The organism is Brevibacillus borstelensis (assembly GCF_003710865.1).
GTDB classification, from domain to species: Bacteria; Bacillota; Bacilli; order Brevibacillales; family Brevibacillaceae; genus Brevibacillus; species Brevibacillus borstelensis.
This window is the reverse complement of record NZ_RHHO01000017.1, coordinates 305,072-327,627: the sequence shown is the minus strand read 5'-3', so window position 1 is coordinate 327,627 and position 22,556 is coordinate 305,072. Positions and strand designations below refer to the sequence as shown.

At 52.5% G+C, this 22,556-nt stretch carries 22 protein-coding genes; 4 read left to right on the top strand and 18 right to left on the bottom strand.

What is annotated here, in order from left to right; all coding sequences use genetic code 11:
* Positions 1 to 231: 231 nt before the first annotated feature.
* The 6 genes from EDM54_RS10480 to EDM54_RS10455 all read right to left on the bottom strand — a co-directional run bounded on the left by EDM54_RS10480 (position 232) and on the right by EDM54_RS10455 (position 6,824).
* On the bottom strand, positions 232 to 744 hold the full coding sequence (locus EDM54_RS10480; RefSeq protein ID WP_024983962.1) for an adenine phosphoribosyltransferase: 513 nt from the start codon (positions 742 to 744) through the stop codon (positions 232 to 234).
* A 13-nt stretch (positions 745 to 757) separates the two neighbouring features.
* Positions 758 to 3,115 carry a single-stranded-DNA-specific exonuclease RecJ gene (recJ, locus tag EDM54_RS10475; protein ID WP_122958163.1) on the bottom strand — a complete coding sequence of 786 codons (2,358 nt, stop codon included), beginning with the start codon at positions 3,113 to 3,115 and terminating at the stop codon, positions 758 to 760.
* Positions 3,116 to 3,182: 67 nt separating this feature from the next.
* Entirely contained in the window at positions 3,183 to 4,103 is a 921-nt protein-coding gene (locus EDM54_RS10470; protein WP_122958162.1) for a cation diffusion facilitator family transporter, read from the bottom strand.
* A gap of 76 nt (positions 4,104 to 4,179) precedes the next feature.
* Positions 4,180 to 5,121 (bottom strand): protein translocase subunit SecF, encoded by a 942-nt coding sequence (gene secF / locus EDM54_RS10465; RefSeq protein WP_003387571.1) that lies wholly within the window; start codon positions 5,119 to 5,121, stop codon positions 4,180 to 4,182.
* Positions 5,111 to 6,349, bottom strand: a complete 1,239-nt coding sequence (gene secD, locus EDM54_RS10460) for a protein translocase subunit SecD (RefSeq protein ID WP_122958161.1) — start codon at positions 6,347 to 6,349, stop codon at positions 5,111 to 5,113. Before secD ends, secF begins: the two co-directional genes overlap by 11 nt.
* Positions 6,350 to 6,596: 247 nt before the next feature.
* Entirely contained in the window at positions 6,597 to 6,824 is a 228-nt protein-coding gene (locus EDM54_RS10455; RefSeq protein ID WP_003387574.1) for a post-transcriptional regulator, read from the bottom strand.
* Positions 6,825 to 6,921: 97 nt separating this feature from the next.
* Here EDM54_RS10455 and spoVB point away from each other — a divergent pair, with 97 nt between their 5' ends.
* Positions 6,922 to 8,508: a stage V sporulation protein B gene (gene spoVB, locus EDM54_RS10450; protein WP_031932373.1), complete on the top strand. Its 1,587-nt coding sequence runs from the start codon at positions 6,922 to 6,924 to the stop codon at positions 8,506 to 8,508.
* A 15-nt stretch (positions 8,509 to 8,523) separates the two neighbouring features.
* Here spoVB and EDM54_RS10445 read toward each other — a convergent pair whose 3' ends face one another.
* Positions 8,524 to 9,240, bottom strand: coding sequence for a DUF421 domain-containing protein (locus tag EDM54_RS10445; protein WP_003387577.1), 717 nt, complete (start codon positions 9,238 to 9,240; stop codon positions 8,524 to 8,526).
* An 84-nt stretch (positions 9,241 to 9,324) separates the two neighbouring features.
* Complete coding sequence (gene corA / locus EDM54_RS10440; RefSeq protein WP_003387578.1) at positions 9,325 to 10,302, bottom strand: magnesium/cobalt transporter CorA; 978 nt, start codon at positions 10,300 to 10,302, stop codon at positions 9,325 to 9,327.
* 130 nt (positions 10,303 to 10,432) lie between these two features.
* Between corA and EDM54_RS10435 the strand changes: the two genes are divergently transcribed.
* On the top strand, positions 10,433 to 10,804 hold the full coding sequence (locus tag EDM54_RS10435; RefSeq protein ID WP_003387579.1) for a TIGR04086 family membrane protein: 372 nt from the start codon (positions 10,433 to 10,435) through the stop codon (positions 10,802 to 10,804).
* 87 nt (positions 10,805 to 10,891) lie between these two features.
* Here EDM54_RS10435 and yajC read toward each other — a convergent pair whose 3' ends face one another.
* The 9 genes from yajC to EDM54_RS10390 all read right to left on the bottom strand — a co-directional run bounded on the left by yajC (position 10,892) and on the right by EDM54_RS10390 (position 18,444).
* Positions 10,892 to 11,203, bottom strand: coding sequence for a preprotein translocase subunit YajC (gene yajC, locus EDM54_RS10430; RefSeq protein WP_003387580.1), 312 nt, complete (start codon positions 11,201 to 11,203; stop codon positions 10,892 to 10,894).
* Between the two features lie 11 nt (positions 11,204 to 11,214).
* Positions 11,215 to 12,345 carry a tRNA guanosine(34) transglycosylase Tgt gene (tgt, locus tag EDM54_RS10425; RefSeq protein WP_003387581.1) on the bottom strand — a complete coding sequence of 377 codons (1,131 nt, stop codon included), beginning with the start codon at positions 12,343 to 12,345 and terminating at the stop codon, positions 11,215 to 11,217.
* An 87-nt stretch (positions 12,346 to 12,432) separates the two neighbouring features.
* Positions 12,433 to 13,461: a tRNA preQ1(34) S-adenosylmethionine ribosyltransferase-isomerase QueA gene (gene queA / locus EDM54_RS10420; protein ID WP_003387582.1), complete on the bottom strand. Its 1,029-nt coding sequence runs from the start codon at positions 13,459 to 13,461 to the stop codon at positions 12,433 to 12,435.
* A 38-nt stretch (positions 13,462 to 13,499) separates the two neighbouring features.
* Positions 13,500 to 15,581, bottom strand: coding sequence for a SpoIID/LytB domain-containing protein (locus EDM54_RS10415; protein WP_031932371.1), 2,082 nt, complete (start codon positions 15,579 to 15,581; stop codon positions 13,500 to 13,502).
* Between the two features lie 193 nt (positions 15,582 to 15,774).
* Entirely contained in the window at positions 15,775 to 15,993 is a 219-nt protein-coding gene (locus EDM54_RS10410; RefSeq protein WP_003387584.1) for a DUF2905 domain-containing protein, read from the bottom strand.
* Positions 15,990 to 16,991 carry a Holliday junction branch migration DNA helicase RuvB gene (gene ruvB, locus EDM54_RS10405; RefSeq protein WP_003387585.1) on the bottom strand — a complete coding sequence of 334 codons (1,002 nt, stop codon included), beginning with the start codon at positions 16,989 to 16,991 and terminating at the stop codon, positions 15,990 to 15,992. Before ruvB ends, EDM54_RS10410 begins: the two co-directional genes overlap by 4 nt.
* Positions 16,992 to 16,995: 4 nt before the next feature.
* Positions 16,996 to 17,613, bottom strand: coding sequence for a Holliday junction branch migration protein RuvA (ruvA, locus tag EDM54_RS10400; RefSeq protein WP_003387586.1), 618 nt, complete (start codon positions 17,611 to 17,613; stop codon positions 16,996 to 16,998).
* Positions 17,610 to 18,110: a crossover junction endodeoxyribonuclease RuvC gene (gene ruvC, locus EDM54_RS10395; RefSeq protein ID WP_003387588.1), complete on the bottom strand. Its 501-nt coding sequence runs from the start codon at positions 18,108 to 18,110 to the stop codon at positions 17,610 to 17,612. Before ruvC ends, ruvA begins: the two co-directional genes overlap by 4 nt.
* Positions 18,111 to 18,252: 142 nt before the next feature.
* Complete coding sequence (locus tag EDM54_RS10390; RefSeq protein WP_003387589.1) at positions 18,253 to 18,444, bottom strand: hypothetical protein; 192 nt, start codon at positions 18,442 to 18,444, stop codon at positions 18,253 to 18,255.
* A gap of 60 nt (positions 18,445 to 18,504) precedes the next feature.
* On the opposite strand from EDM54_RS10390, the gene EDM54_RS10385 reads away from it, so the two are divergent.
* On the top strand, positions 18,505 to 19,695 hold the full coding sequence (locus EDM54_RS10385; RefSeq protein WP_141334119.1) for a hypothetical protein: 1,191 nt from the start codon (positions 18,505 to 18,507) through the stop codon (positions 19,693 to 19,695).
* Positions 19,696 to 19,755: 60 nt separating this feature from the next.
* Here EDM54_RS10385 and EDM54_RS10380 read toward each other — a convergent pair whose 3' ends face one another.
* A complete protein-coding gene (locus EDM54_RS10380; protein ID WP_003387591.1) occupies positions 19,756 to 20,325 on the bottom strand; it encodes a BofC C-terminal domain-containing protein in 570 nt (189 codons plus the stop codon).
* Between the two features lie 191 nt (positions 20,326 to 20,516).
* On the opposite strand from EDM54_RS10380, the gene EDM54_RS10375 reads away from it, so the two are divergent.
* Positions 20,517 to 22,505, top strand: coding sequence for a bifunctional 2',3'-cyclic-nucleotide 2'-phosphodiesterase/3'-nucleotidase (locus tag EDM54_RS10375; protein ID WP_122958160.1), 1,989 nt, complete (start codon positions 20,517 to 20,519; stop codon positions 22,503 to 22,505).
* Positions 22,506 to 22,556: the final 51 nt, after the last annotated feature.

Sequence of the window (22,556 nt, the reverse complement as noted above, 5' to 3'; positions counted from 1 at the left end):
CAATCTTGATACGTCCGATCGTATAAAAAAAGCTTCATCGGAAGCTCACGGAGAAGCTGACGTTATTTCGTGCCGCTTGTGCTCCCCTCACTGTTGCACAGAGGGGAAAAGATGAAAACTGTCTATTTATCCTATTATCTTGTATGTCCATTGTAATGTAAAGGTGATTCTCAAGGGAAAGTTTGCAGGATGGCCAAAAAACAAAAAAACGGGCATTGCGCCCGTCTTTGCTTAATACTGTACAAGGGTTTTGACTGGAATGTCACCCAGTCTTTGGCGGCCATCCAGATAGGAAAGCTCGATGAAGAAGGCTGCACCTACCACGATTCCTCCCAGCTGCTCAATCAGTTGAATCGTCGAGGTGATCGTTCCTCCTGTCGCCAGCAAATCGTCGGCAATCAGCACGCGCTGCCCGGGCTGGATCGCATCCACGTGAACGGCGAGCGCATCCTTTCCATACTCCAGGTTATACTCTGCCTTGATCGATTCGTACGGCAATTTGCCCGATTTGCGGACCGGCACAAAGCCGACACCAAGCGCATACGACAGCGGAGCACCGACGACAAAACCACGTGCTTCCGGACCCGCGATCACTTCGGCATTCACTTCCTTGGCAAAAGTGGTCAATTCCTCAATCGCCGCTTTATAGGCTGGGCCGTCCTTTAACAACGTAGTGATATCCTTGAAGCGAATACCCGGTTGTGGATAATCAGGAATCACGCGAATGTACGATTTAAAATCCATGAAAAAATTCCTCCTACGCGGTGGTCGCTGCCACCTGCTGTTGAAAATGAGTTACCAGTGAATCGTACGAAGAGAGCAGCAGTTCCGTTACCAATTCGCTTTCTTCTTTCCACTCCATATACAGGCGGGAGCTGTCGAGCGGACGCTTCGCTGCTTGGGCGTTGAGCCTGATGGCCCCTTCCTCCATTGTAATGAAGTCCAGCTCTGCGAATACGGCGAGCATCCCTTCCAGTACATCCCGCTTCAGCTTCAACCTGCGTGCCATCGCATCCAGATGAATTCGCTGCACCAGGGGAACCTGCATGAAAAATTGATAGACGAGTTTAAATTGTTCGCGGCCCGGACAGGAGATCCGCTCAAGTCCGAGGTCAGGGTCCCCGAACAAACAGTAAATCCGCTCCGCCCGCTCCAGATACGCCACCGCACCAGCGAGATCGCTGCGGGTCTTGGGCAGATCGTAGAGAATCACATTCGATCTGGCGGCGGGATTGGCAGCGTGGTTCGGCGAGAGGTACAACAAGCTGTCTGTGCTGCCTCCGAGCGCAGCGACGGGGAACAGCTCCTCGTAGCTTTCCTGCCGAAACATGATCGTCAATGTCTCGCTGCTCTCCTGCAGCTTCCGCCACTTGTCGAGCTTATCTCTGCAGCCGCGCCAATCAAAAATTTGACGGTGAGGCACAGCGATATCCCGGATGGTGATTTGCGGCTTCCGGTTTCCGTTCCATTCATTTACCGACATCTCGCCTAGCACCTGGTAACGTGCTTTCGGCGTCACCTGAGAAACAATATGGGCCCAGTTGAAGCCGATCGCATCGATCTGGCAGGCATCCTTCACCAGCGAGCACTTCAAGTGGGTATCGTCCCGCCCGATCGTGCGCATGCCCGAGGCCTCCACATCGTTTACCAGCACCAGCGGCGTCGGATTGCCCATCCCGAACGGGGCCAGCAGCTCCAATTGTTCGGCAGTCTCCAGTGTGATTTCCGGCATTTCCAGGGCGACATCCACTTTCGTCAACGGAATCAAATCTTCGTCCGTCAGCCATTCGAATGCCAGTTTATTTAGCTGTTTGCGAAAAGCCTCCAGGTTATCCACAGGCAGTGTCATCCCTGCTGCCATGGTGTGCCCGCCGTAATGGGGAAGCCACTCTTTGCAGGCTGTCAAAGCCTCATACATGTCAAAGCCGGCAATGCTTCTCGCCGAGCCCTTTGCCGTCCCTTTTTCCGGATCGATCCCGAGGACGATTGTCGGTCGGTAAAATTTTTCTACCAGTCGTGAAGCCACAATCCCGACTACCCCTACATTCCAGCCTTCCTTGGCGACGACCAGCACCCTGTTTTCATCCAAAGGGTACTTTTCCAAGACCATACTGATGGCTTCATCGGTCATTTTCTGGACAAGCTCCTGCCGCTCCCGGTTCAACTCATCCAGCTGCTGGGCTGCCTCTTCCGCTTCCTGACCATCCTCTGTAGTCAAGAGCTTCACGGCCGCTTCTGCCGTCTCCAGACGTCCTCCCGCATTCAGTCTCGGTCCCAAGGCAAAGCCGACATGGCCGGCTGTGAGCTTTTCGGCATCCGCCAAGCCGCTTACTTTAATCAATGCCTGCAAACCCGGATTGCGGGTATGATTCAAGCGCTGCAGACCGAGTCTTGCCAAAATCCGGTTCTCATCCACCAGCGGCACCAGGTCGGCAATCGTCCCGAGCGCAGCCAGATCAACCAGATCGAGCGGCGGCTCCTCCAGCAATGCATGGGCCAGCTTGAAAGCGACGCCCACGCCTGCGAGCATGTCAAACGGATAAGTGCATGCAGGCTGCTTCGGATTGATCACGGCAAATGCCTCCGGGATAACCTCCGGAGGTTCATGGTGGTCCGTCACAATGACGTCCAGACCGAGTTGTTTGGCAAAGTCGACTTGCTCCACGGCACTAATACCGGTATCGACGGTAATGATCAGCTTGAAGCCCCTCTCGTGAATCTGAGACATGGCCTCCTTATGTAAGCCGTATCCTTCCGTGAAGCGGTTGGGAATATAGTAATCAAACACGGCGCCCATCCGTCTCATCAAATGAACCATGAGCGATGTCGAGCTGACCCCGTCTGCATCGTAATCTCCGTAAATACAGATCGGTTCCTTGCGCTCGATGGCCTGACGGATTCGATACACGCTGCTCTCCATCCCGTACAGGGCAAACGGATCGTGGAAGAGCTCGGGGCCCGCTTGCAGAAATTCTTTCGCACGCTGGGGAGAATCGATTCCACGAATCGCGAGAAGCTTGGCTACCAGCGGAGCCAAACCACACTCACGGGCGATCAACTCTGCCAGCTCATTATCGTACGCAGCCAGTTGCCAGCGTGTTTTCGCTCTCAGCATAGGCCTTCCTCCAATCCTCATTCATTATAGAGGAAAGTGTGGGAGGCTGACAACAACAGAAAGCGCTTTATTCTCTCATGCCTACCGTACGGTCTGCGGGCTCGGGATCGTATGGATTTACATGAATGAATACATCACGGACATCGGGAAAGCGGGAGAGCAGTGATTGCTTCACTTCTTTCCCAATCCTGTGTCCTTCTTCCACCGTGATGTGAGGGTCGACACCGATCTTTACATCGACAATCTGATAATGGCCGTGCTCTCTGGCGCGGAGCGAGTCAATCCGCATCACTCCCTCGACCGCTTCGATGGCGTGGCGCAGCTCGACGGTCTGGTCTTCGTGGAGAACGTGATCCAGCGCGTTGTGAATAGACTCGCGCATGATCTCGTAGGCCATTTTCAAAACGAGGATGGAAACAAAAATACCGGCAATCGGATCGAGATACAGCAGCCAGGGAAGATCGAAGCGTCCACCCAGTATCGCTCCTCCGATGCCGACCAATGCAGCAAAAGATGAAAACACATCGGATCGGTGCTCAAAGGCATTGGCAATCAAGGAGGGGCTGTTCAATTCTTTTCCCAGCTTGTATTTGTAGCGGAACATCCATTCCTTAACCAGCATAGAGCCTGCCGCCGCCCAGACTGCGATGAAGCCAGGGGGCTCCAATGGCGAAAAAAGCGACTTGACCGATGCAGACCCGATTTCAAAGCCGACCACTCCAAGCAGCACCGAAACGATAATCGCGGCGATCGATTCCGCCTTTCCGTGTCCGTACGGGTGATCCTCGTCAGGCGGGCGTTCTGCCGCCTTCAGGCCGATCAGAACAGCCACCGAACCGACGACGTCAGATGCAGAGTGTACAGCGTCAGCGACGAGAGCTTGCGACTTGGCAGCCATGCCGATGAGCAGTTTGGCAGCAGCTAATGCAATGTTGCCGATGATTCCGACCCACGCGCCAAACTGGGCTTTCGCCAAACGATTGTCCATTCCCTACTGCCTCCCGTTATGGGGATTTGTCTTGAGAGTAAAAAACCGCGGGGGGATTCCCCGCGGTATCATTCAATCAGCTCTCTGTTGGAGCCGGAGAAAGACGTTTTTTTGCCAATTCCCGTTTTTTCAAGGTAACCCATACTTGTGCAGCCACGAAGATGGAGGAGTACGTACCGCTCACCAGACCGAAGATCAAGGCCAGGGAGAAGTTGCGAATGCTCTCGCTACCCAATACGGCAATGGCGACTGCAGTCAAGAAAACTGTCCCTACCGTAAAGACGGAGCGGCGCATCGTCTGCCACAGGGAGACGTTGACCAGATGCTCCAGATCCTCAACCGTTTTGGACTTCATTGTTCTTAGGTTTTCCCGAATCCGGTCAAAAATTACGATCGTATCGTTAATCGAGTAACCGACGATCGTCAAAATCGCCGCGATAAACGTCAAGTCCACTTCCAGACGGAATACCGAAAACAGCGCGATCGGGATGAAAACGTCGTGGATCAGACCGATGATGCAGGCGATCCCAAAGAGAAACTGGAACCGGATCGCGATGTAAATGATAATGCCGATCCCGGCGACGGCGACGGCAATCGCCGCTTTTTGCACCAGCTCTCTGGCGATGCTCGGGTCAACGGTAGCCTCTTGCTTGGATACCTGGTCGCCGTATTTCGCTTTCAATGCGCTCTCCAGCTTCTGCAATTGATCGGCCGGAATCGTGTGGTCAAAACGCGTTTGCGCCTGATCCTGCTTGTCTCCGTATTTGGTTACTGGAGTAAATACGGTGTTGGGCACGTTTTCTTTAATAAGCGTTTCGATGTCGGCAGTCTGGAATTCCTTGCCAACGTAAATATCCAGACGTGTACCGGATTTGAAGTCTACGCCGAGGTTCAATCCCATAACCAGCATGCAAATCAAACCGACGATCAAAATCGTTGCGGAAAGCATGTAAAATTTGCGTCTATTCTTTACGATGTCAAACTTGATGACATCCTCGTGTTGTCGTTTAGAGCTCACCGATTTCACTCTCCTTTACACCGAACCAAACAGGCTTTTTAGTCAAGTTGGCTCGGACGAGCAGCCCCAGAAGCAAACGGGAGCCAAATACGTTGGTCAGCAGGCTGACGATAATCGTCATCGCAAGCACGACCGCGAAGCCTTGGATGGAGCTTGTACCAAAGTAGAAAAGAACACCGGTAGCGATCAGCGTCGTAACGTGTCCATCGAGAATGGTAATCAATGAACGGCGTTCACCCGCACGGAATGCAGACAAAATCGTCTTGCCAGTGCGAATCTCCTCTTGAATACGCTCGTAGGTAATGATGTTGGCGTCGACCGCCATCCCTACGGACAAAATAAAGCCGGCAATACCAGGCAAGGTGAGCGTGGCATCCATCCAGTCGAGCACGACGATACTCAAATAGGTAAACGTCGCCAGCATGATATTGGCAACCAAGCCAGGAAGGCGATACACCACAAGCATAAAGACAAAGATCAAAGCCGCGCCTACATAGCCGGCGTTAATTGTTTTTTGCAAAGCGAGCTTACCGAGAGACGCACCTACAGAAGTAACCTGCTTTTCAACCAGTTTCGCAGGCATTGCGCCGGAGTTCAGCAAATCTGCCATTTCCTGTGCCGATTCCACTGTGTAGTCGCCGGAGATTTGTGCACTGCCGCCTGTAATGACGGTTTGAATAACCGGATTGGTCATCATCGTCTCATCCAGGTAAATCGCCATATGTTTATGCAGATTTTCCCGTGAGATTTGTTCCAGCTTTTTCGGATCGGAGATCTTCAGGGTGACGACTGGACGTTTCAGTTCATCATAGCCAACCCCTGCACCGCCGGGAGCCAGGTCGCTACCCTTCAAAATAATCTTGCCCTGCTCATCGCGGAACGTCAGTACTGCCGGTTTTCCGATCAATTCACGAAGCTTGTCCTGATCGGCAGCCTGTGACGCGATCTTTACGCGAAGGCGGTTGGGAAGCTCGGTTTCAATGACGGGTTCCGCCACTCCCCCGATGTTGATCCGCTTCTCGACCATACGCGCGGTCGCTTTCAACAGCTCGATATCCACCTTTTGGTTAGCCTCCATCGGCTCTACCACGTAGAGGATCTCAAAGCCGCCCTGCAAGTCCAAACCAAGTGTGATCTTGCCTGCCACCTGTGTAGTTGTCGTGGTCATCAATGTTGCCAATACCCCCACGATAACCAGGAACAGGAGGAATCTTCCCCATTTAATCATGTAGTAATACCCCTCTTTCCTTCCAGGGTTCCGTCGGTTGACGCGAAACCAATATGCCCATTATAGCGAAGTAAGAAAAAACGTGTCAATTTTTGTAGGAAAGCGGAACCATGGTAACCAACCCCTCGTTTAGCAAATAGGTTCCTATTTGCACATCCGCAATGAAGGGTTCGCCGAACGGACTGCCGTGTCAGGACCTCTTACACATTGCTTTCTCCCTCTACGAATAGACAGCAAAAAAGTTTCATTAGGAATTTTTGTACATCTGCACCATCAGGTAATTCATGTATTTATTCGGCTTTAAAGACAAAATGTCATTTACCAGCTGATGCAGCGGCGGCTCCTGCTTGTACGTGCTGACTACACACTCCCAGATGTCCTTTGGCCCTACATTTTCATACCCCAGAAGTCCGAATTCCTCTGCCTTGCTCTCGCATAGGCTGGCTACCTGCGCATACCAGTGATGCATCTCCATCTGCAATCCCCCTTTAAAGTAGTCATGCCGCTGGCGGCACGTCCATATTCTTATAGTGCACACTGTTCTTGAAATTTCGGCGGTAAAGGAGCCTGCCATGAGACAGTCTTTCTTATACGGAACCATTATCCTGATCATTGCCGGCGGCGTCACCAAATTGCTCGGTTTCGCCAACAGAATCGTGCTCTCCCGCATAATCGGGGCGGAAGGGATGGGGCTGTACCAGATGGTCGTCCCGCTGCTCTACTTCTTGATCACCTTGACGACCTTCGGCATGCCGGTTGCTATCGCAAAGCATGTGGCCGAGACGGAGGCGGCGAGCGACTCCCGCCAATCCAGGCGCTTTCTCATGCTTGCACTCGGTGTAACCGGAGCGATCAGCCTGGTGTTGTGCATCATTCTGTTCGCCTTTTCCGGCCCGATCGCCCGCCTCTTTTTTACGGATCCGCGAGCACATGTAGTCTTGCTGGCTGCCATACCGGTCATTCCCATCTCAAGCATCTCCATGGTGTTGCGCGGCTATTTTCAAGGGAAGCACAACATGACGCCTACAGCTGTCTCCCAATTGGTCGAACAAATTTGCCGCATGGCGCTGGTCGTCGTCATGACCATCTCTTTTATGCCGCTGGGGATTCAGTATGCTGCCGCTGGCGCGGTAGGAAGCATCGTCTTTGGCGAGGCAGCAGGCTTTTTGTACATCCTCTGGCAGTATCGGCGGGCTACACAGAAAACGGCCGCACAGGTATGGGAACGCCCTCTCCTGGCAGCCATGGTTAACAGCCGAAACAGTTTGCGCCAACTGTTGCACGTTTCGTTTCCTGTTACGATGAGCAAGCTGATCGGCTCGATCGCCTATGTGATGGAGCCGATGATCGTCCCGTTTGCCCTCGTCTTGGCCGGGCTCTCTACCTCAGCCGCCACCGGCTTGTACGGACAGTTTGCAGGAATGGCTGTGCCGCTGCTGCTGTTTCCCACTTTTCTTACCTATTCCTTGTCCGTGTCGCTCGTTCCTGCTGTCGCAGAGGCCGCCTATCAAAAAAATGCTCCGCTCGTGCATCGCCGCATCTACCAAGCGATGCGGATTTCACTGGTGATCGGAGCACCTTGTACTGTCTTGCTGTTTATTTTTGCCGAACCTCTTTCCGGACTGCTCTACGGTGAACATCAATCGGAGGTTGGCATCTTGCTGAAGGAATTGGCCCCGTTTTCCGTGTTTCTCTTCTTTCAGGCGCCTCTGGCCGCCGCCCTGCAAGGACTTGATTTTGCCCACGTCGTGTTTCGCAATACACTGATCGGAGCTGTCGTCAAGACCGTGGCGATGTTTGTCTTTACAGCCAGACCCGAGTTTGGAATTCACGGCGCTGTCATTGCGACTAATATCGGCATTACACTGGTGACATTTCTGCACATTGCCAGCCTGGTAAAGAAAATCGGGTTTACGGTAGACATTGTAGAGATGGGCAAAATCGTCACGGCTATGTTTGCGATGGGCTACGCCGGCTCCTACATGGCTTCGCACTGGTTTGCCGACGTTTCCGTTGGCCGCCTGCTGTTGATCTGTTCAGTGGCCAGTATGCTTTTATACCTTTTGCTGCTTGTCGCTTTCCGGATTTTGGGGAAGCAGGACGTACGCCGCATTCCGTGGATCGGGGAACAACTGGCCGTCTTTTTTCCACGCCGCTGACACACGCGTTGGCGGCTACTGTTTTTTCTGCTTGTCTTTTTTATCCAGGTACATGATGCCCCGCTCGTCGATACTGCAAAATGAGACATCCCGGATATCCTTGATCCCGTATTTGCGAATCTCCCGCTTCAGCCAGAGCTCGTTTTGTCCGATTTTACGCAGAGCTTCCACACGTACTTTGCCGTCCAAAATAAGCGGTATCGGCAGTCCGGTGAAGGTTACGGGGCCTTTTGGCAGCGGATCGGGCAAGTTCAGGTCCTCGCGGGTCAACGGGTGCTTGGACTGCTTGGGAAAAACGCTCATTTGGCCGGTCGGCTCCATCACAGCAAACTCGACATCCGCCAGATTCTTGATATTTTTTTGCCGCAGATGCACCATCAGATCGTCAAAGTTGAGTCGATTTCTCCTCATGGCATCCTCGCGAATTTCTCCGTTCTCGATAATCAGATCGGCAGAGCCGTCTATGACATCCCGGACTTTTTTGCTCTTCAGTGAAAGCCAGGAGATTACGATCTCCAGCAAGCAAATCAACAGCATCGGTATATAGAACAAACTGGCCTGTTTGTCAATCTGTTCAATAGACAAGACAGCCATCTCCGCCAGCATGATGGAGATGACCACATCGAATACGGAGAGCTTCCCCAGTTCCCGTTTTCCCATCAGGCGAAGCAGAACCAAAATGAAAAAATACGAGAACATGGTGCGCATGAGCGCCGTTGGCAATTCTTCCATGGAAGTCGACCCCCTCACGCAGAGATTTGTCTATAGTCTCCGCGGGAGGTTCATCAACTATAAGCTCCAAATTTGGCTAATGCCCTACAGCCACTTTCGCTTGCGGAAAATGTGCAGCATGACAAAGGTCATCGCAATCATGACAGTCAAAGCTACAATCAGCATGTACGGCTCGGCCGCTTCACCAAGCCAACTGAACGTATTCATTCCGAAAAGGCCGGTAATAAAGGTCAGCGGCAGGATGATGGTCGAGATAATGGTCAAAACCCGCATCGTCTCGGTTGTTTTTGCGCTAATGATGGTGTAATAGGTATCGAGTGCACCATTTACCAAATCGCGAAATGTCTCGGTAGAGTCTGCGATCCGCTCCAGGTGGTCAGTCAGGTCAGTGTAGAACGGAACGTTTTCCTCGGAGATGTCAAACGAATAGCGCCCATTGACATTGGCAAAAATTCGTTTCTGCGGCAGAATCACACGGCGGATCAAAATAATCGTCCGCTTCAGCGCCAGAAACTCCTCCGTGATCTCCTCCATCTGGTGGTCAAAAATTTCGTCTTCCAACTCGTCAATACGCACGCTGATACGATCCATAATCGGGAAATATTCATCGGTAATCCCGTCGACAATGGCATACAGCAAATAATCCGGACCGCGATTCAAATAGGAAATATTGCGGTGACAGATCGAAGCGATCCTTCCAATCGTATTCATCGGCGACTTGTGGATCGTGACGATATAGTTGGGCCCGAGAAACACGTTCAGTTCTACCGTTGTAATTTCGTCGTCGCTTTCTTCATTGTATCGCAGAGCGTGAAACACGAAGAAGTAATAATCATCGTATTTATCCACCTTTGCACGTGGGCTTACGTGCAGGCAATCCTCAATAGCCAGCGGGTGAAACTCAAAAATTTTGGCGATATACTGCAGCTCGTTGTTTCCCACATCGTACAGATCGATCCAGAGCAGATCCTCCGGCGATTTCAGGAATTGGTCTTTCTGGCTGAGGTCCACATCATGAAACATCTTCTGTTCCGAGTGGTTGTAGAAATAAGTTTTGATCATGTTTTCTCACCCCCGTCTGGTTCCTCATCCATTCTACGAAAATTCTTCATGATGTTCAACGCGAAGATGAATACCCGGGTCAAGCCTTTCATATAGATGGTACAAACGTGACGAGTAAGGAGGGTTATCCTTGCGGAGTGCTTCCACTTCAGTCTTTGCTGGTCTTTTGTACACGCTTGGTCTGGTCTTGCTGGGCGCCTTGATGGCTGCCTTACTTCTCTCTTTCACATCCATACGCGAAAGCTCCCTGCCCTATTTCACTTATGTGATCAATGCGATCGGGCTTTTGGTCGGCGGATACGTCACCGGACGCCGTTGCGGCGGCAAAGGCTGGTATTATGGCGGTCTGACAGGACTCTTTTATTTCCTGCTGGTGATCCTGATCGGATTTCTCGGTTTTGATGCCCCGATGCAATGGGGGACCTTTTTCTACCTGATTGGCGCTTTTCTGCTGGCATCCTTTGGCGGGATCATGGGGGTCAACTCCACCTCGAAGCGGTAAAATGGCTTGCATGCAAACGAAGGCGCAAAAAAGAGGGCAGCTCCACGTCTTGTACGGACTTGGAGTACCCTCTTTTTCCTTTGCCATCTATGCTTTCGACTCTTCCTTCGCTTCCTTGGACTCGGAAGCCGGCTCATTGCTGCTGGATACCACGTTGTTTACGGCGCCGCGGTCAAAAGTGACATGTACGTTGTGCGCGATACGCAGTGTAACGGTGTCGTCAGAGATATCCTGAATCGTTCCGTGCACACCGCCGATTGTCACAACCTTGTCCCCTTTTTTGATGGAAGCAAGCATCGCATTACGCTGTTTTTGCCGCTTCTGCTGCGGACGAATCAGCAGGAAATAAAAAATCACAAACATGATGATAAGGGGTAAAAATTGTTGTAAACCTTCCATGGGAGTCCTCCTTAAAAAGATCTATCTTCACTCAATCCATATTGAGCGAAAAACTGGTCTCGAAAATCGCCGAGGCGGTCTTCGGCAATCGCCTGGCGAACCTCTTTCATCAGGTTCACCAAGAAGTGCAGATTGTGATACGTAGTCAGCCTGATGCCAAACGTCTCTTCTGCCTTCACCAAATGACGGATATAGGCGCGGGTGTAGTTCTTGCAGGTGTAGCAGCTGCAATTCGGATCGAGTGGCCCGAAGTCCCGGGCATACTTGGCATTGCGGATCACAAGCCGTCCCTGGCTCGTCATGCATGTCCCATTTCGCGCAATACGCGTAGGCAGAACGCAGTCGAACATGTCAATGCCTCGCATCGCTCCCTCGATCAGGGCATCAGGTGAGCCTACCCCCATCAGATAGCGAGCCTTGCCAGTCGGCAGCAGCGGAACCGTATGCTCGAGAATCTCATACATCAACGGGAACGGCTCACCGACACTCAGTCCCCCGATCGCGTACCCGGGAAAGTCCATCGATACGAGATCGCGAGCGCTTATCTCCCTCAGATCCTTGAACATGCCGCCTTGCACAATCCCGAACAGGGCTTGCTCATTTGGGCGGGTATGCGCTTTCAGACAACGCTCAGCCCAGCGGCTCGTTCGTTCCATTGATTTTTTCACGTAATCGTACTCGGCCGGATACGGGGCACATTCGTCAAATGCCATGAAGATGTCGGCACCCAGGGCATTTTGAATCTGCGTGGCCTCCTCCGGACCGATAAACAGCTTTTCTCCGTTCAGATGGGAACGGAAGGAGACGCCTTCCTCCGTAATCTTGCGCAAATTGCTCAGACTAAAGACCTGAAAACCGCCCGAATCGGTCAATATGGCGCGATCCCAGTTCATAAAGCCGTGCAATCCTCCTGCTTCCCTGACAATTTCATGTCCGGGACGCAAGAAAAGATGGTATGTATTGCTGAGAATAATACCGGCCCCGAGCTCTTTCAGTTCCTCGGGACTCATGGTTTTTACGGTCGCTTGTGTACCCACCGGCATAAATACAGGAGTGTCGATGGTCCCATGCGGCGTATGCAGCTTCCCGAGGCGGGCCCCCGTTTGCTTGCAGGTTTTGATTAGTTCGTAGCGGACAGCCAAATTATGTACACTCCTCAAGAATGTAATTCCTTCCTATTATATAGAAACTGGCTCCTGAGCACAAGAAAAACCGGGCTTTCCCCGGTTTTAAATCAGCAGCATGGCATCGCCGAAGCTGAAGAAGCGATACTCCTCTTTGACAGCGGCCCGGTAGGCGTTCATGATATGATCCCGTCCTGCCAAAGCGCTGACCAGCATGACAAGGCTTGATTTGGGCAAATGGAAGTTGGTCAAAAGACCGTCGATGATTCGGAAGCGGTAGCCCGGGTAAATAAAAATGTCCGTCCATCCCGATTCGGCAGCAAGCTTGCCGTCATGAGCCTGTCCGACCGTCTCGAGCGTCCGGCAGGATGTCGTTCCGACCGCGATCACCCGCCTTCCTTCCGCCTTGGCGGCATTGACGATTTCAGCAGTTTTTTGCGGAATCTCGTAGTACTCGCTATGCATGACGTGTTCTTCCACGAGATCGGCTGTCACCGGACGAAAAGTGCCTAAACCGACATGAAGCGTAATGTATGCGATTTGCACTCCCTTTTCTTCCAGCCGTTTTAGATACGCTTCCGTAAAATGCAGCCCTGCTGTCGGAGCCGCTGCCGAGCCCCGCTCCTTGGCATAGACTGTCTGGTACCGCTCCTGGTCGTCCAGTTGGGCGTGGATGTATGGCGGGAGCGGCATCGAACCGAGCTGATCCAGGATCTCGTAAAAGATTCCCTCGTAATGAAACCGGACGATTCTGCCTCCCGTCTCTGTCACGTCCTCGCACACACAGCGCAATTGCCCGTTGCCGAACACAACCTCCGTGCCCGGTTTCACCCGCTTGCCCGGCTTGACCAGCGTTTCCCAGCGGTCTTCTCCAAGCGATTTGAGCAGCAGGACCTCTATTTTTGCACCTGTGTCAGCCTTCTCCCCGATCAGGCGCGCAGGGAGGACACGACTGTCGTTCAAAACGAGCACGTCTCCCGGATTCAGGTAGTCGATCAATTGGGTGAATTGACGGTGAGCCAGCTCTCCTGTTCGCTTGTTCATGACGAGCAGGCGCGAAGCAGTTCGATCCTCCAGCGGATGCTGGGCAATTAATCGTTCAGGCAACTCAAAGTCAAATTGTTGTACGTCCACAAGCTCTTACTCCTCGTTTGTCAGTTGTCGTATCTATTCTAGTACTGTTCAATCGAAATGTCTTGGTAGTAGTGTTGCAAGATTTGCCGATAGTCATACCCGCTCTCGGCCATCGCTTTGGCACCGTATTGGGACACGCCCAGACCGTGTCCATAACCGGTCCCGCGGAACAGGAACATCTGCTGCTTTGTCGCGACCCGCCACTCATTTGAACCGTTTAAAATGAGGAACTGGTCATTGTATCCATTGGCAGACGAAGCGTAGCCATCGGCTCCAATCGCCATGACGCTCCCGTATTTGGGATAGGCAGTAGTTTTGCCGCCAGCGCCCAACACTGTAAATGTCCCCGTCTCTTCCACGTCGAACTTTGTGCTTCTCAATGCCGCTCCGCCTTGCTGGAAAATGGAACGGTGGGCATCCGGGGAAGAGACCTTCAGCGGGCGGCCGTTGGCTTCCATTTCCAGCACCCTGCCGGATGGTCCGCGCTCTGTAACACGCAAGGTCTGTACGACACCGCTTATGCGCGGCCCTTTGTTTTTGTCCTGGCTGGCATTGATCATTGCGGTCACCTCTTCAGCCGTGTAAGGCCCCCGTGTCCAGCTGTAGGCATTTTCCTCCGGTTCTTCTGTTACGATTGTAACGCTTGTCCCTGCGGACAGGGAGGTCAACACCCGGTGATAAGCGGTACTCGGGCCGGAGCGCAGGTTGATGCCGTCACCAGTCACGACAGCCTCTTTCAGCCCCAGTGCGTTGGTTAAGCCGGTTTCCCGGACGAGATCGCTGCGGATAAACCCGAAGGTCCCGTCACCGAGCGAAACCTGGTACCATAATGCCGCCTTTTCCAACGGTTCCGTATCATCGCTCATGACCGAACGAATGTAAGGAACCTCATTTCCCCATACTTCCGTGCCGTCAGCGGTCAAACCTCCGGCATTGGAATAAAAGAGCGATTCGGCCACCTTGCCTTTATAGGTAATGACCTCTCCTTCGGTTTCGTCCACAGCTTTGCGGATGTCTTTGGACTCTTTGTCAAATCCGTAATACGCCTGCTCAAAGACTGTATCAGAAAGGTTCGCAATTCCGTACTTGTTCCCCTGGCCGACCGCTCTCGTCCGAGCCAGGACGGCCTGTGTTTTCAAAGCCTCCAACGGCCAGCCCGGCGCCATCTCCGAGCCAACTACGCCGTATAGATATTGCTCCAGCGGCAGTTCGTTGACAACCGCCATATTGCCTTTGTATTCCGAGAGTTCAATTTTCCCGCGATACTTTCGGCCATCCCGCTCCTCCACCTCGATTAGCGATTGGGAGCCCCCTTTCTCCGGCTTTACAGTCAGTGACGCCTGCGGAGAAAAAGCGTATTTCCAGACTGCTTCCGAGCCAAGCATGTCTTTTTTCAGAACGACATAGGACTTGCTGGCCGCCTCTTGATAGGAAAACCCGGGAAATGCGGATGCGGCTTTATTCGCCAGCTTTTGCACCGCATCTTTGCTTACCTCGTCCCCCAACCAAACGGCGTAGGACAGCTTGCCGCCATCGAGCAAAATGACCGGATAGGCGGATATCCCGGTAGAGGACAGGGCGGTTTGCCAGTCCTGCGCTTCTTTCAAACTGCCGAATCTCCCTGCTTCCACTCGCATCGGCCCTTTTACCACCGGCTGCTGACCCGTAGCTTGCGCGATTGACTTGGCTTGCGCCGAGGCCGCTTGCAAGGTGTCGTAGGTGCCGCTGACTACTTGGTACATCCGTTTGCCGCCTTGCTCGCTTTGCTGGATGGCGGCGTCTATCTTTCGCTGACTCAGTTGCTGAGCAACCTGCTGAGCCCGGTTGAGATCGCTTGTTTCGATTGCCTGCACATGATATTCATCTACCCGTACCCTGGCTGTATCTCCTGTCAAGGCCGGCAGTTTTGCAGCCCCGTCTTTTGTTCTCATGGATACTTCCAACCCGCCAGCCGCTGTCAATGTCACCGAAGGAACCACTCCCCGGTATCCCTGTCCATTATCAATAAACAGCGCAACCCGTATCGTATCCCCGGCTGCATCGGCCGGTATCTGCACCGCCAGTAGCGAAACCGATAACAGGCCCGCTGAAAGGACTTTTCCAATCTTCCGCTTCCACATGACGTCTTGTCCTTCCTCTCACCTGAATTGTTGAAAAGTCGAATTTTGGCATGAACTCCCATGTTTTTCGACAAAAACAGGCCATTTCCTGCCCAGACTGTACAATTTAGGTCCTCGGATGCAAGTCATGCGTGCATCTGCACATAGCAATGAACCCGCGTCAACGAGAACGCGGGCTTTTCGCATCTATTCCTCATTTAAACAAGCGAAACAAATAGGAAGCCAATGTTAGCACGATACTGATCACAATGCAGGTGACGACCGGAAAGTAGAACTTGAAATTCTCTTTTTCGACCACGATGTCTCCAGGCAGACGGCCCAAAGGCAAAAATCGTCCCCCGATTTGCCACAAAAGGCCAACAACAATCAGTACAGCCCCTCCGATGATGAGCAGTTTGGCTACCGGATTCATGTTTTTTTCATCTCCCGACCGAAATGTTCATAGGCGGCTGGTGTGGCGACGCGCCCTCTCGGCGTTCGCTGCATGAAGCCGATCTGGAGCAGGTAGGGCTCGCAGACGTCTTCAATCGTTTGGCTTTCTTCCCCGATCGTAGCGGCGATCGTGTCAAGGCCGACCGGTCCTCCATCAAATCTGTCGATGATGGCGAGCAGCAGCTTGTGATCGATATGATCCAGCCCGCAGGCGTCCACCTGCAGCCGCTCCAGCGCTTCCCTGGCGATCTGGGCCGTCACGACGCCGTCGCCTTGTACTTGTGCAAAGTCCCGGACACGTTTTAACAGGCGATTGGCCACACGCGGGGTTCCACGTGAGCGCTTGGCAATCTCGGCGGCCCCCTCCTCGCGAATCCCGATCTGCAGGATATCGGCGGCCCGGCTGACGATAAACGTCAATTCCGGCACTGTGTAAAATTCCAGGCGGTTTACCACCCCGAAACGGTCGCGCAGCGGTGAGGAAAGCATCCCGGCACGTGTGGTCGCACCCACGAGCGTAAACGGAGGCAGATCCAGGCGGACACTGCGGGCACTCGGCCCCTTCCCGATAATAATATCGAGCGCAAAGTCCTCCATCGCCGGGTACAATACCTCCTCCACGCTTCTGTTGAGGCGGTGGATCTCATCGATAAACAGCACGTCGCCTTCCTGAAGATTGGTCAGGATTGCCGCCAAGTCTCCCGGCCGTTCAATCGCCGGTCCTGACGTTGTCCGGATGCTGACACCCAGCTCGTTGGCGATAATCTGTGACAACGTCGTTTTCCCCAAGCCCGGCGGCCCGTAGAGCAATACGTGGTCAAGCGCTTCTTTGCGCATCTTGGCCGCTTCGATAAACACCTTCAGATTATCTTTCGCTTGTTGTTGACCAATATATTCATGCAAATAACGAGGGCGAAGACTGAGCTCTGCCGCATCCTCCTCCCAGTTCATTTGTGTCGTAATGATGCGCTGGTCCACTTCGCTACCCCCTCATAAACAAGGCAAGCCCCTGTTTGATTAATTGCTCGACCCCTGCGCCATTTTTGGCCGCTTCCGATAGCGTTCCGCGCACTTTTTGGATTTCCAGGTCTGAATAGCCCAACGCCTCAAGCGCATCCACTGCCTCCTGCAGAGCAGAAGCGGCTGTTTCCCCGGCCTTGAGCTCTGTCGCAGCTACTGTCTGGAAGGCGGAAGGTGTAAAGGCGGTGAGCTTATCCTTCAGATCGAGGATGAGCCGCTGGGCGGTTTTCTTCCCAATCCCCGGGAATTTCGTCAAATAAGCGACATTTTCCTGTTGGACTGCCATGACGATTTGTTCAGGAGTCGCTGCGGCCAGAATCGCAAGGCCGCCCTTGGGACCGATCCCGGAGACATCCAGCAGCTTGCGGAACAGGTCCCGTTCCTCCCTCGTAGGAAAGCCGTACAGCAGGATGGCATCCTCACGAACATGATGATGGGTGTAAAGCTTGGTCCTCGCCCCCTCGAACCGAACAAAATGATAGGGGTTTGGACAAAACAGGCGGTAACCGATCCCCCCCGCTTCCACCACGACAAAGTCAGTATCCAGATAGGCAAGCGTGCCCTCCACAAAATCAATCATTTCCGTACTCCTTCCGCAAGGGAAATAAATGTTCGAAATTGCGCATGGGTAATGGCAATTCCCAAAGCATCGGCCACGTCGTCCGGTTTTGGCGTTTCCTTCAATCGAAGCAGCATTTTGGTCATCTCCTGTATCTGCTTCTTCTCTGCTCCTCCGTATCCGGTAACAGCCTGCTTTACCTGCATCGGCGTATATTCGTATACCGGGATACCCGCCAACTCGGCCGCAAGCAGGATGACTCCCCGCGCCTGGCCTACTGTAAAGGCTGTCGTGACATTTTTGTTGAAGAACAGTTTTTCTACTGCCATCTCATCCGGTTTGTATGTATCGAGCAAGGTTTGCATGGCCTCAAAGATTTGCCTGAGTCTGAGCGGAACCGACAAGCCCGCCTCTGTCTGGATGCTGCCGTATTGAACAGGCTTCAACTGATTGCCTTGTTTATCTATCACCCCAAAGCCGACAATCGCAATTCCGGGGTCAATCCCGATGATGTGCATGGCTCACAACTCCATGTAGTTTTGATTTCTGTCTTTTACTGTACCATAAAGGACGGAAAAAGCGAACGTGCATTTCCATCTTGGTCTGCATTCGTCACACGAAAAAATCCGCCCCGGTCTGGGGCGGACTTTGCGGCGGCAGCTAGTGTTTGTTCATTCCAAGCGCATCAGCCTCGTCATGCTGCATGTGTGCATATTCATCCACATCATTTCGCATCTGTTCCTGGATCTGGTTGATCTGACGATAGTTCAGCTTGTTGTGCCCCTGGTTTAATTGAACGTACAAACGCTGATGGAACTGGTCTTTGTAGCTTCCTCTCGGCATCGAAGACATGCTGAAAGACTCCTCCTTGACCGCCGCTTGACATCAGTATGGGGAAAGATGCCTCTTGTTATGATGGCAAAAATTTGTCCCTGCCTCGCTTGCAATGGATGCACACTCTTATCCTCTCTGGCGCAAACTAAGACAAGAAAAGGAAAAGCTTCTCGCCTGGAGGTGGCCAACCTGCTTCGTTCTCTGCTGTTTTTGCTTTTATCCCTAGCTTTATCCTTTACTCAGCCTGCCGCAGCTGCTGCCAAAAAACGCAACGAAATGACCATCAGCGTCAGCGTCTCGCCAAACGCCGCTTTTGTTTCCCGGCTCGCCGTTGAACAGAAGAGCGGGTTGGCTCGGGCAATCACGCATAGTCCGACAGGCAATCCTGCCCAGGAGCCTTATCCTGTACGGGCTACTGTGCAAATTGGCGCGGATTCGTACCTGCTTGGCTTCGACGGCCTGTTCTACGATCGGAAGCGAAAAAGGGCTGTGCGTCTCTCCCCGAAAACGTTCGGGCAACTCGATTCATATGTATCCCTGCTGGAAGCCAGGCACTATGGAAGACCGACGCCCTGGAGCGAGGCTCGCCAAGAATTCAAGCGCATGAGCTATGCGACTGTGATTGATCTGGAGACCGGCAAGAGCTTTCGCGTACAGCGGCGGGCAGGAAGCAGGCATGCCGATGTGCAGCCCCTTACCCGTGAAGACACACTGATCATGAAACAGATTTATCAAGGGAAGTGGAGCTGGAAGAGACGGGCCATTCTGGTCCGGGTCAACGGAAAGCACTACGCGGCTTCCATGCACGGCATGCCTCACGGAGCAGGAGGGATCCCGGGAAACCAGTTTCCTGGCCATTTCTGCATCCATTTTCAAGGAAGCTCCACCCATCGAAAAACCGAACCGGATCCGGGTCACAGCTTGATGATACTGAAAGCGTCCGGAAAGCTGTACGAAGCCATTCAAACAGCCGACCCGCGGCAATTGGTCGATTATTTTCTGACCTCCTTGCACGAGCACGACTTCTTTTCCCTCAAAGTAGCGGCTGGTCCATACCCGCTGCCTCCTTTTTTGGAGAACATCGACTCCATCAAGCGGCAAAATGAACTTGATCAGTGGCATGACGATGCCTCGCTTACTGCCGAAATCCCTGTTCGCGTCTCCTTTTTTTACCGGCAAGGACCTGAACAAAAAGAACTGTGGACCTTTTCGCTGGTCCGCTTGTCTCCGCTTGACCCGTGGCGAATCTGCAGCATAACAGCAGAATAAGCTTCCCGCATTTCCTCCCAGAAGAAAAAGAAGGCTCCCCTTGTTGCAAGGGAAAGCCTTCTACTCATTTCCTGCACCGATCTGGAACTCGCCAAAAGTGGACAGGACGCTGTTGTACTCAGCCAGGTCGCGGACGCGGATGCCTTTTTTGAGTGAAGCCACCTGTTCTTTCGACAGCCTTGCCTCCATTTTTTCCGTATTAATCCGGTAAAACGTCTGGACGACTTCCGCCTCCTCTGGCAAGCCGTTGAACAGCGTTAGCATCCCGTCCTTGGATATTCCGAAGTGGCCGTTCTCCTTGCACTCGGGCGCAATATCGTTCTCGCGCTTGTACAAAATCAGCTTGTCCGCCTCGGCCGCCACGATCTCCGAGCCATTGTGCGCAGCCAAGGTTTGAGCCAGCTCGTTTCGCGGAATCTGGGAGACTTCTTCTTTTTTGACACCGCACAGATACGTTTTCGCCAGAACGACCTGATAGCTGTTGCTCATCGCCCCTACGCTTTCGGACGATTTGAGAAAAAGCAGTCCGTCCTGCTGTTTTCCAAACATATTGTCAAGCAAAACGCCTCCTGCCAAACCAGCTGCCAGAGCAGCAGCCCACGACGTGTAGATCATCCACTGCCGTCTCATTTTTCCATAGAACCCCTTCTGCCTCGTTTTCCTACCATTTTGGCCGAAATGGAAGAAAAGCATACCCTCATTCCCCAACATTCCCATCTTTACGACAAATTCACAAAGGAATTTCTACCATTTCCTTTCATTCGATGATAAACTGGCTGTGATTGTCATATTTTTCTTTATTAATGGAGGAATGCTAATTTATGAAAAAGGTGAGCACAGGCAAGCTTGTCGGTTGTTTACTGACTGCATCTCTAGCTGTCGGCGTACTGTCCTTCCCGTACAATACGGTAAGCGCAAATGCGGAAGCTACGCTTAAACTGCGTCTCCTGGAAACGACTGACCTTCATACCAACATCGTCAACTACGACTACTACCAGGACAAGCTGACGGATGAATTCGGACTGGCAAAAACCGCAACACTGATCAAAGCAGCTCGTGACGAAGCAAAGAACTCCATGCTTTTCGACAACGGCGACCTGATCCAGGGCAATCCTCTTGGTGATTATGTAGCCAAGATTGAGCCGCTGAAAGATGGACAAACCCACCCTGTATACAAAGCCATGAATCTGTTGAACTACGATGCGGGGAATATCGGAAACCATGAGTTCAACTTCGGGCTTGAACACCTCCAGCGCAGCCTGAAGGGCTCCAAATTCCCGTATGTAAATGCAAACGTTTACGTAGATGACAAGGACAAAAATCCTGACAACGACAAAAACTACTTTACGCCTTACCTGATCCTGGACCGCACCTTCAAGGATGAGGCCGGCAAAGACGTGAAGCTCAAGGTCGGCGTGATCGGTTTCGTGCCTCCGCAAATCATGAACTGGGATAAAGAGAACCTGCAAGGCAAAGTGATTGCCAAGGACATCGTGGAAACTGCGAAAAAATTTGTTCCGGAAATGAAGAAAAAGGGTGCCGATCTGATCGTCGCGATCCCTCACTCGGGCATCGGACCGGTAGAAGCGGGCCCTGACCTGGAGAACGCCAGCTACCAATTGACCAAAGTAGACGGCATTGACGCCGTTCTGTTCGGCCACTCCCACTCTGTATTCCCGGGAGCCGGCTTTGAAAACATCCCTGGCGTAGACAACGAAAAAGGGCTGATCAACGGAAAACCGGCAGTCATGCCCGGATTCTGGGGCAGCCATCTCGGTGTGATCGATCTCACGTTGAAAAAGGAAAATGGCAAATGGACTGTAGCTGAAGCTACTACCAAAGCGGTGCCTATCTATGACAAAACAGAGAAAAAATCGCTTGCTGATGCAGACCAGAAGATCGTCGAAGCGGTGAAGGAAGATCACGATCACACGGTCGCATGGGTGCGCTCTTCGGTAGGTACCACAACCTCCCCCATCTTCAGCTATTTCGCTTTGGTACAGGATGATCCGTCCATCCAGATCGTGACCAATGCACAGAAATGGTTCGTAGAGAAAAATATCAAAGGAACGGAATACGAAAACATCCCTGTCCTGTCTGCGGGTGCACCGTTTAAAGCAGGCGGCCGCAACGGAGCCGCTTACTACACGAACATCCCTGTTGGTACGATCGCGATCAAAAACGTGTCCGACCTGTACATTTATCCGAACACGCTGAAAGGCGTACTGGTCAACGGTGCCCAATTGAAGGATTGGCTGGAGCGCTCCGCCGGTCAGTTCAACCAGATTGACGTGAAGAAAACAGAAGAGCAACCGCTCATCAATGAAGCATTCCCGACTTACAACTTTGATGTGATCGACGGCGTAACCTATCAAATCGATGTAACCCAGCCGTCCAAGTTCGACCTTGAAGGAAAAGTGGTCAATCCGAATGCAAACCGCATTAAAAACCTGCAATACGAAGGAAAGCCAGTCAAACCGGAGGATAAATTCATCATCGTCACCAACAACTACCGCGCGAATAACGGCGGGAAATTCCCGGGCGCTGATGGTACCACCATTGTCATCGACTCTCCTGACGAAAATCGTCAAATCGTGATCGACTATATCCTTAGCCAAAAAGAAATCAACCCGGCTGCGGACAACAACTGGTCCTTCGCTCCGGTGAAAGAAAAGGTAAACGTAACCTTTACCACCTCTCCGGATGCAAAACCATTTGCGGAAAAAATGCCTCATCTGAAATACCTGAACACCTTGGAAAGCGGATTTGCGAAGTTCAGCATCGATCTTTCCAAAGCAGGCTCCAAATAAGCAGGAGCGGCTTTTATACGGCACCTTCGACATGAAAAAAGCTGATGGCAT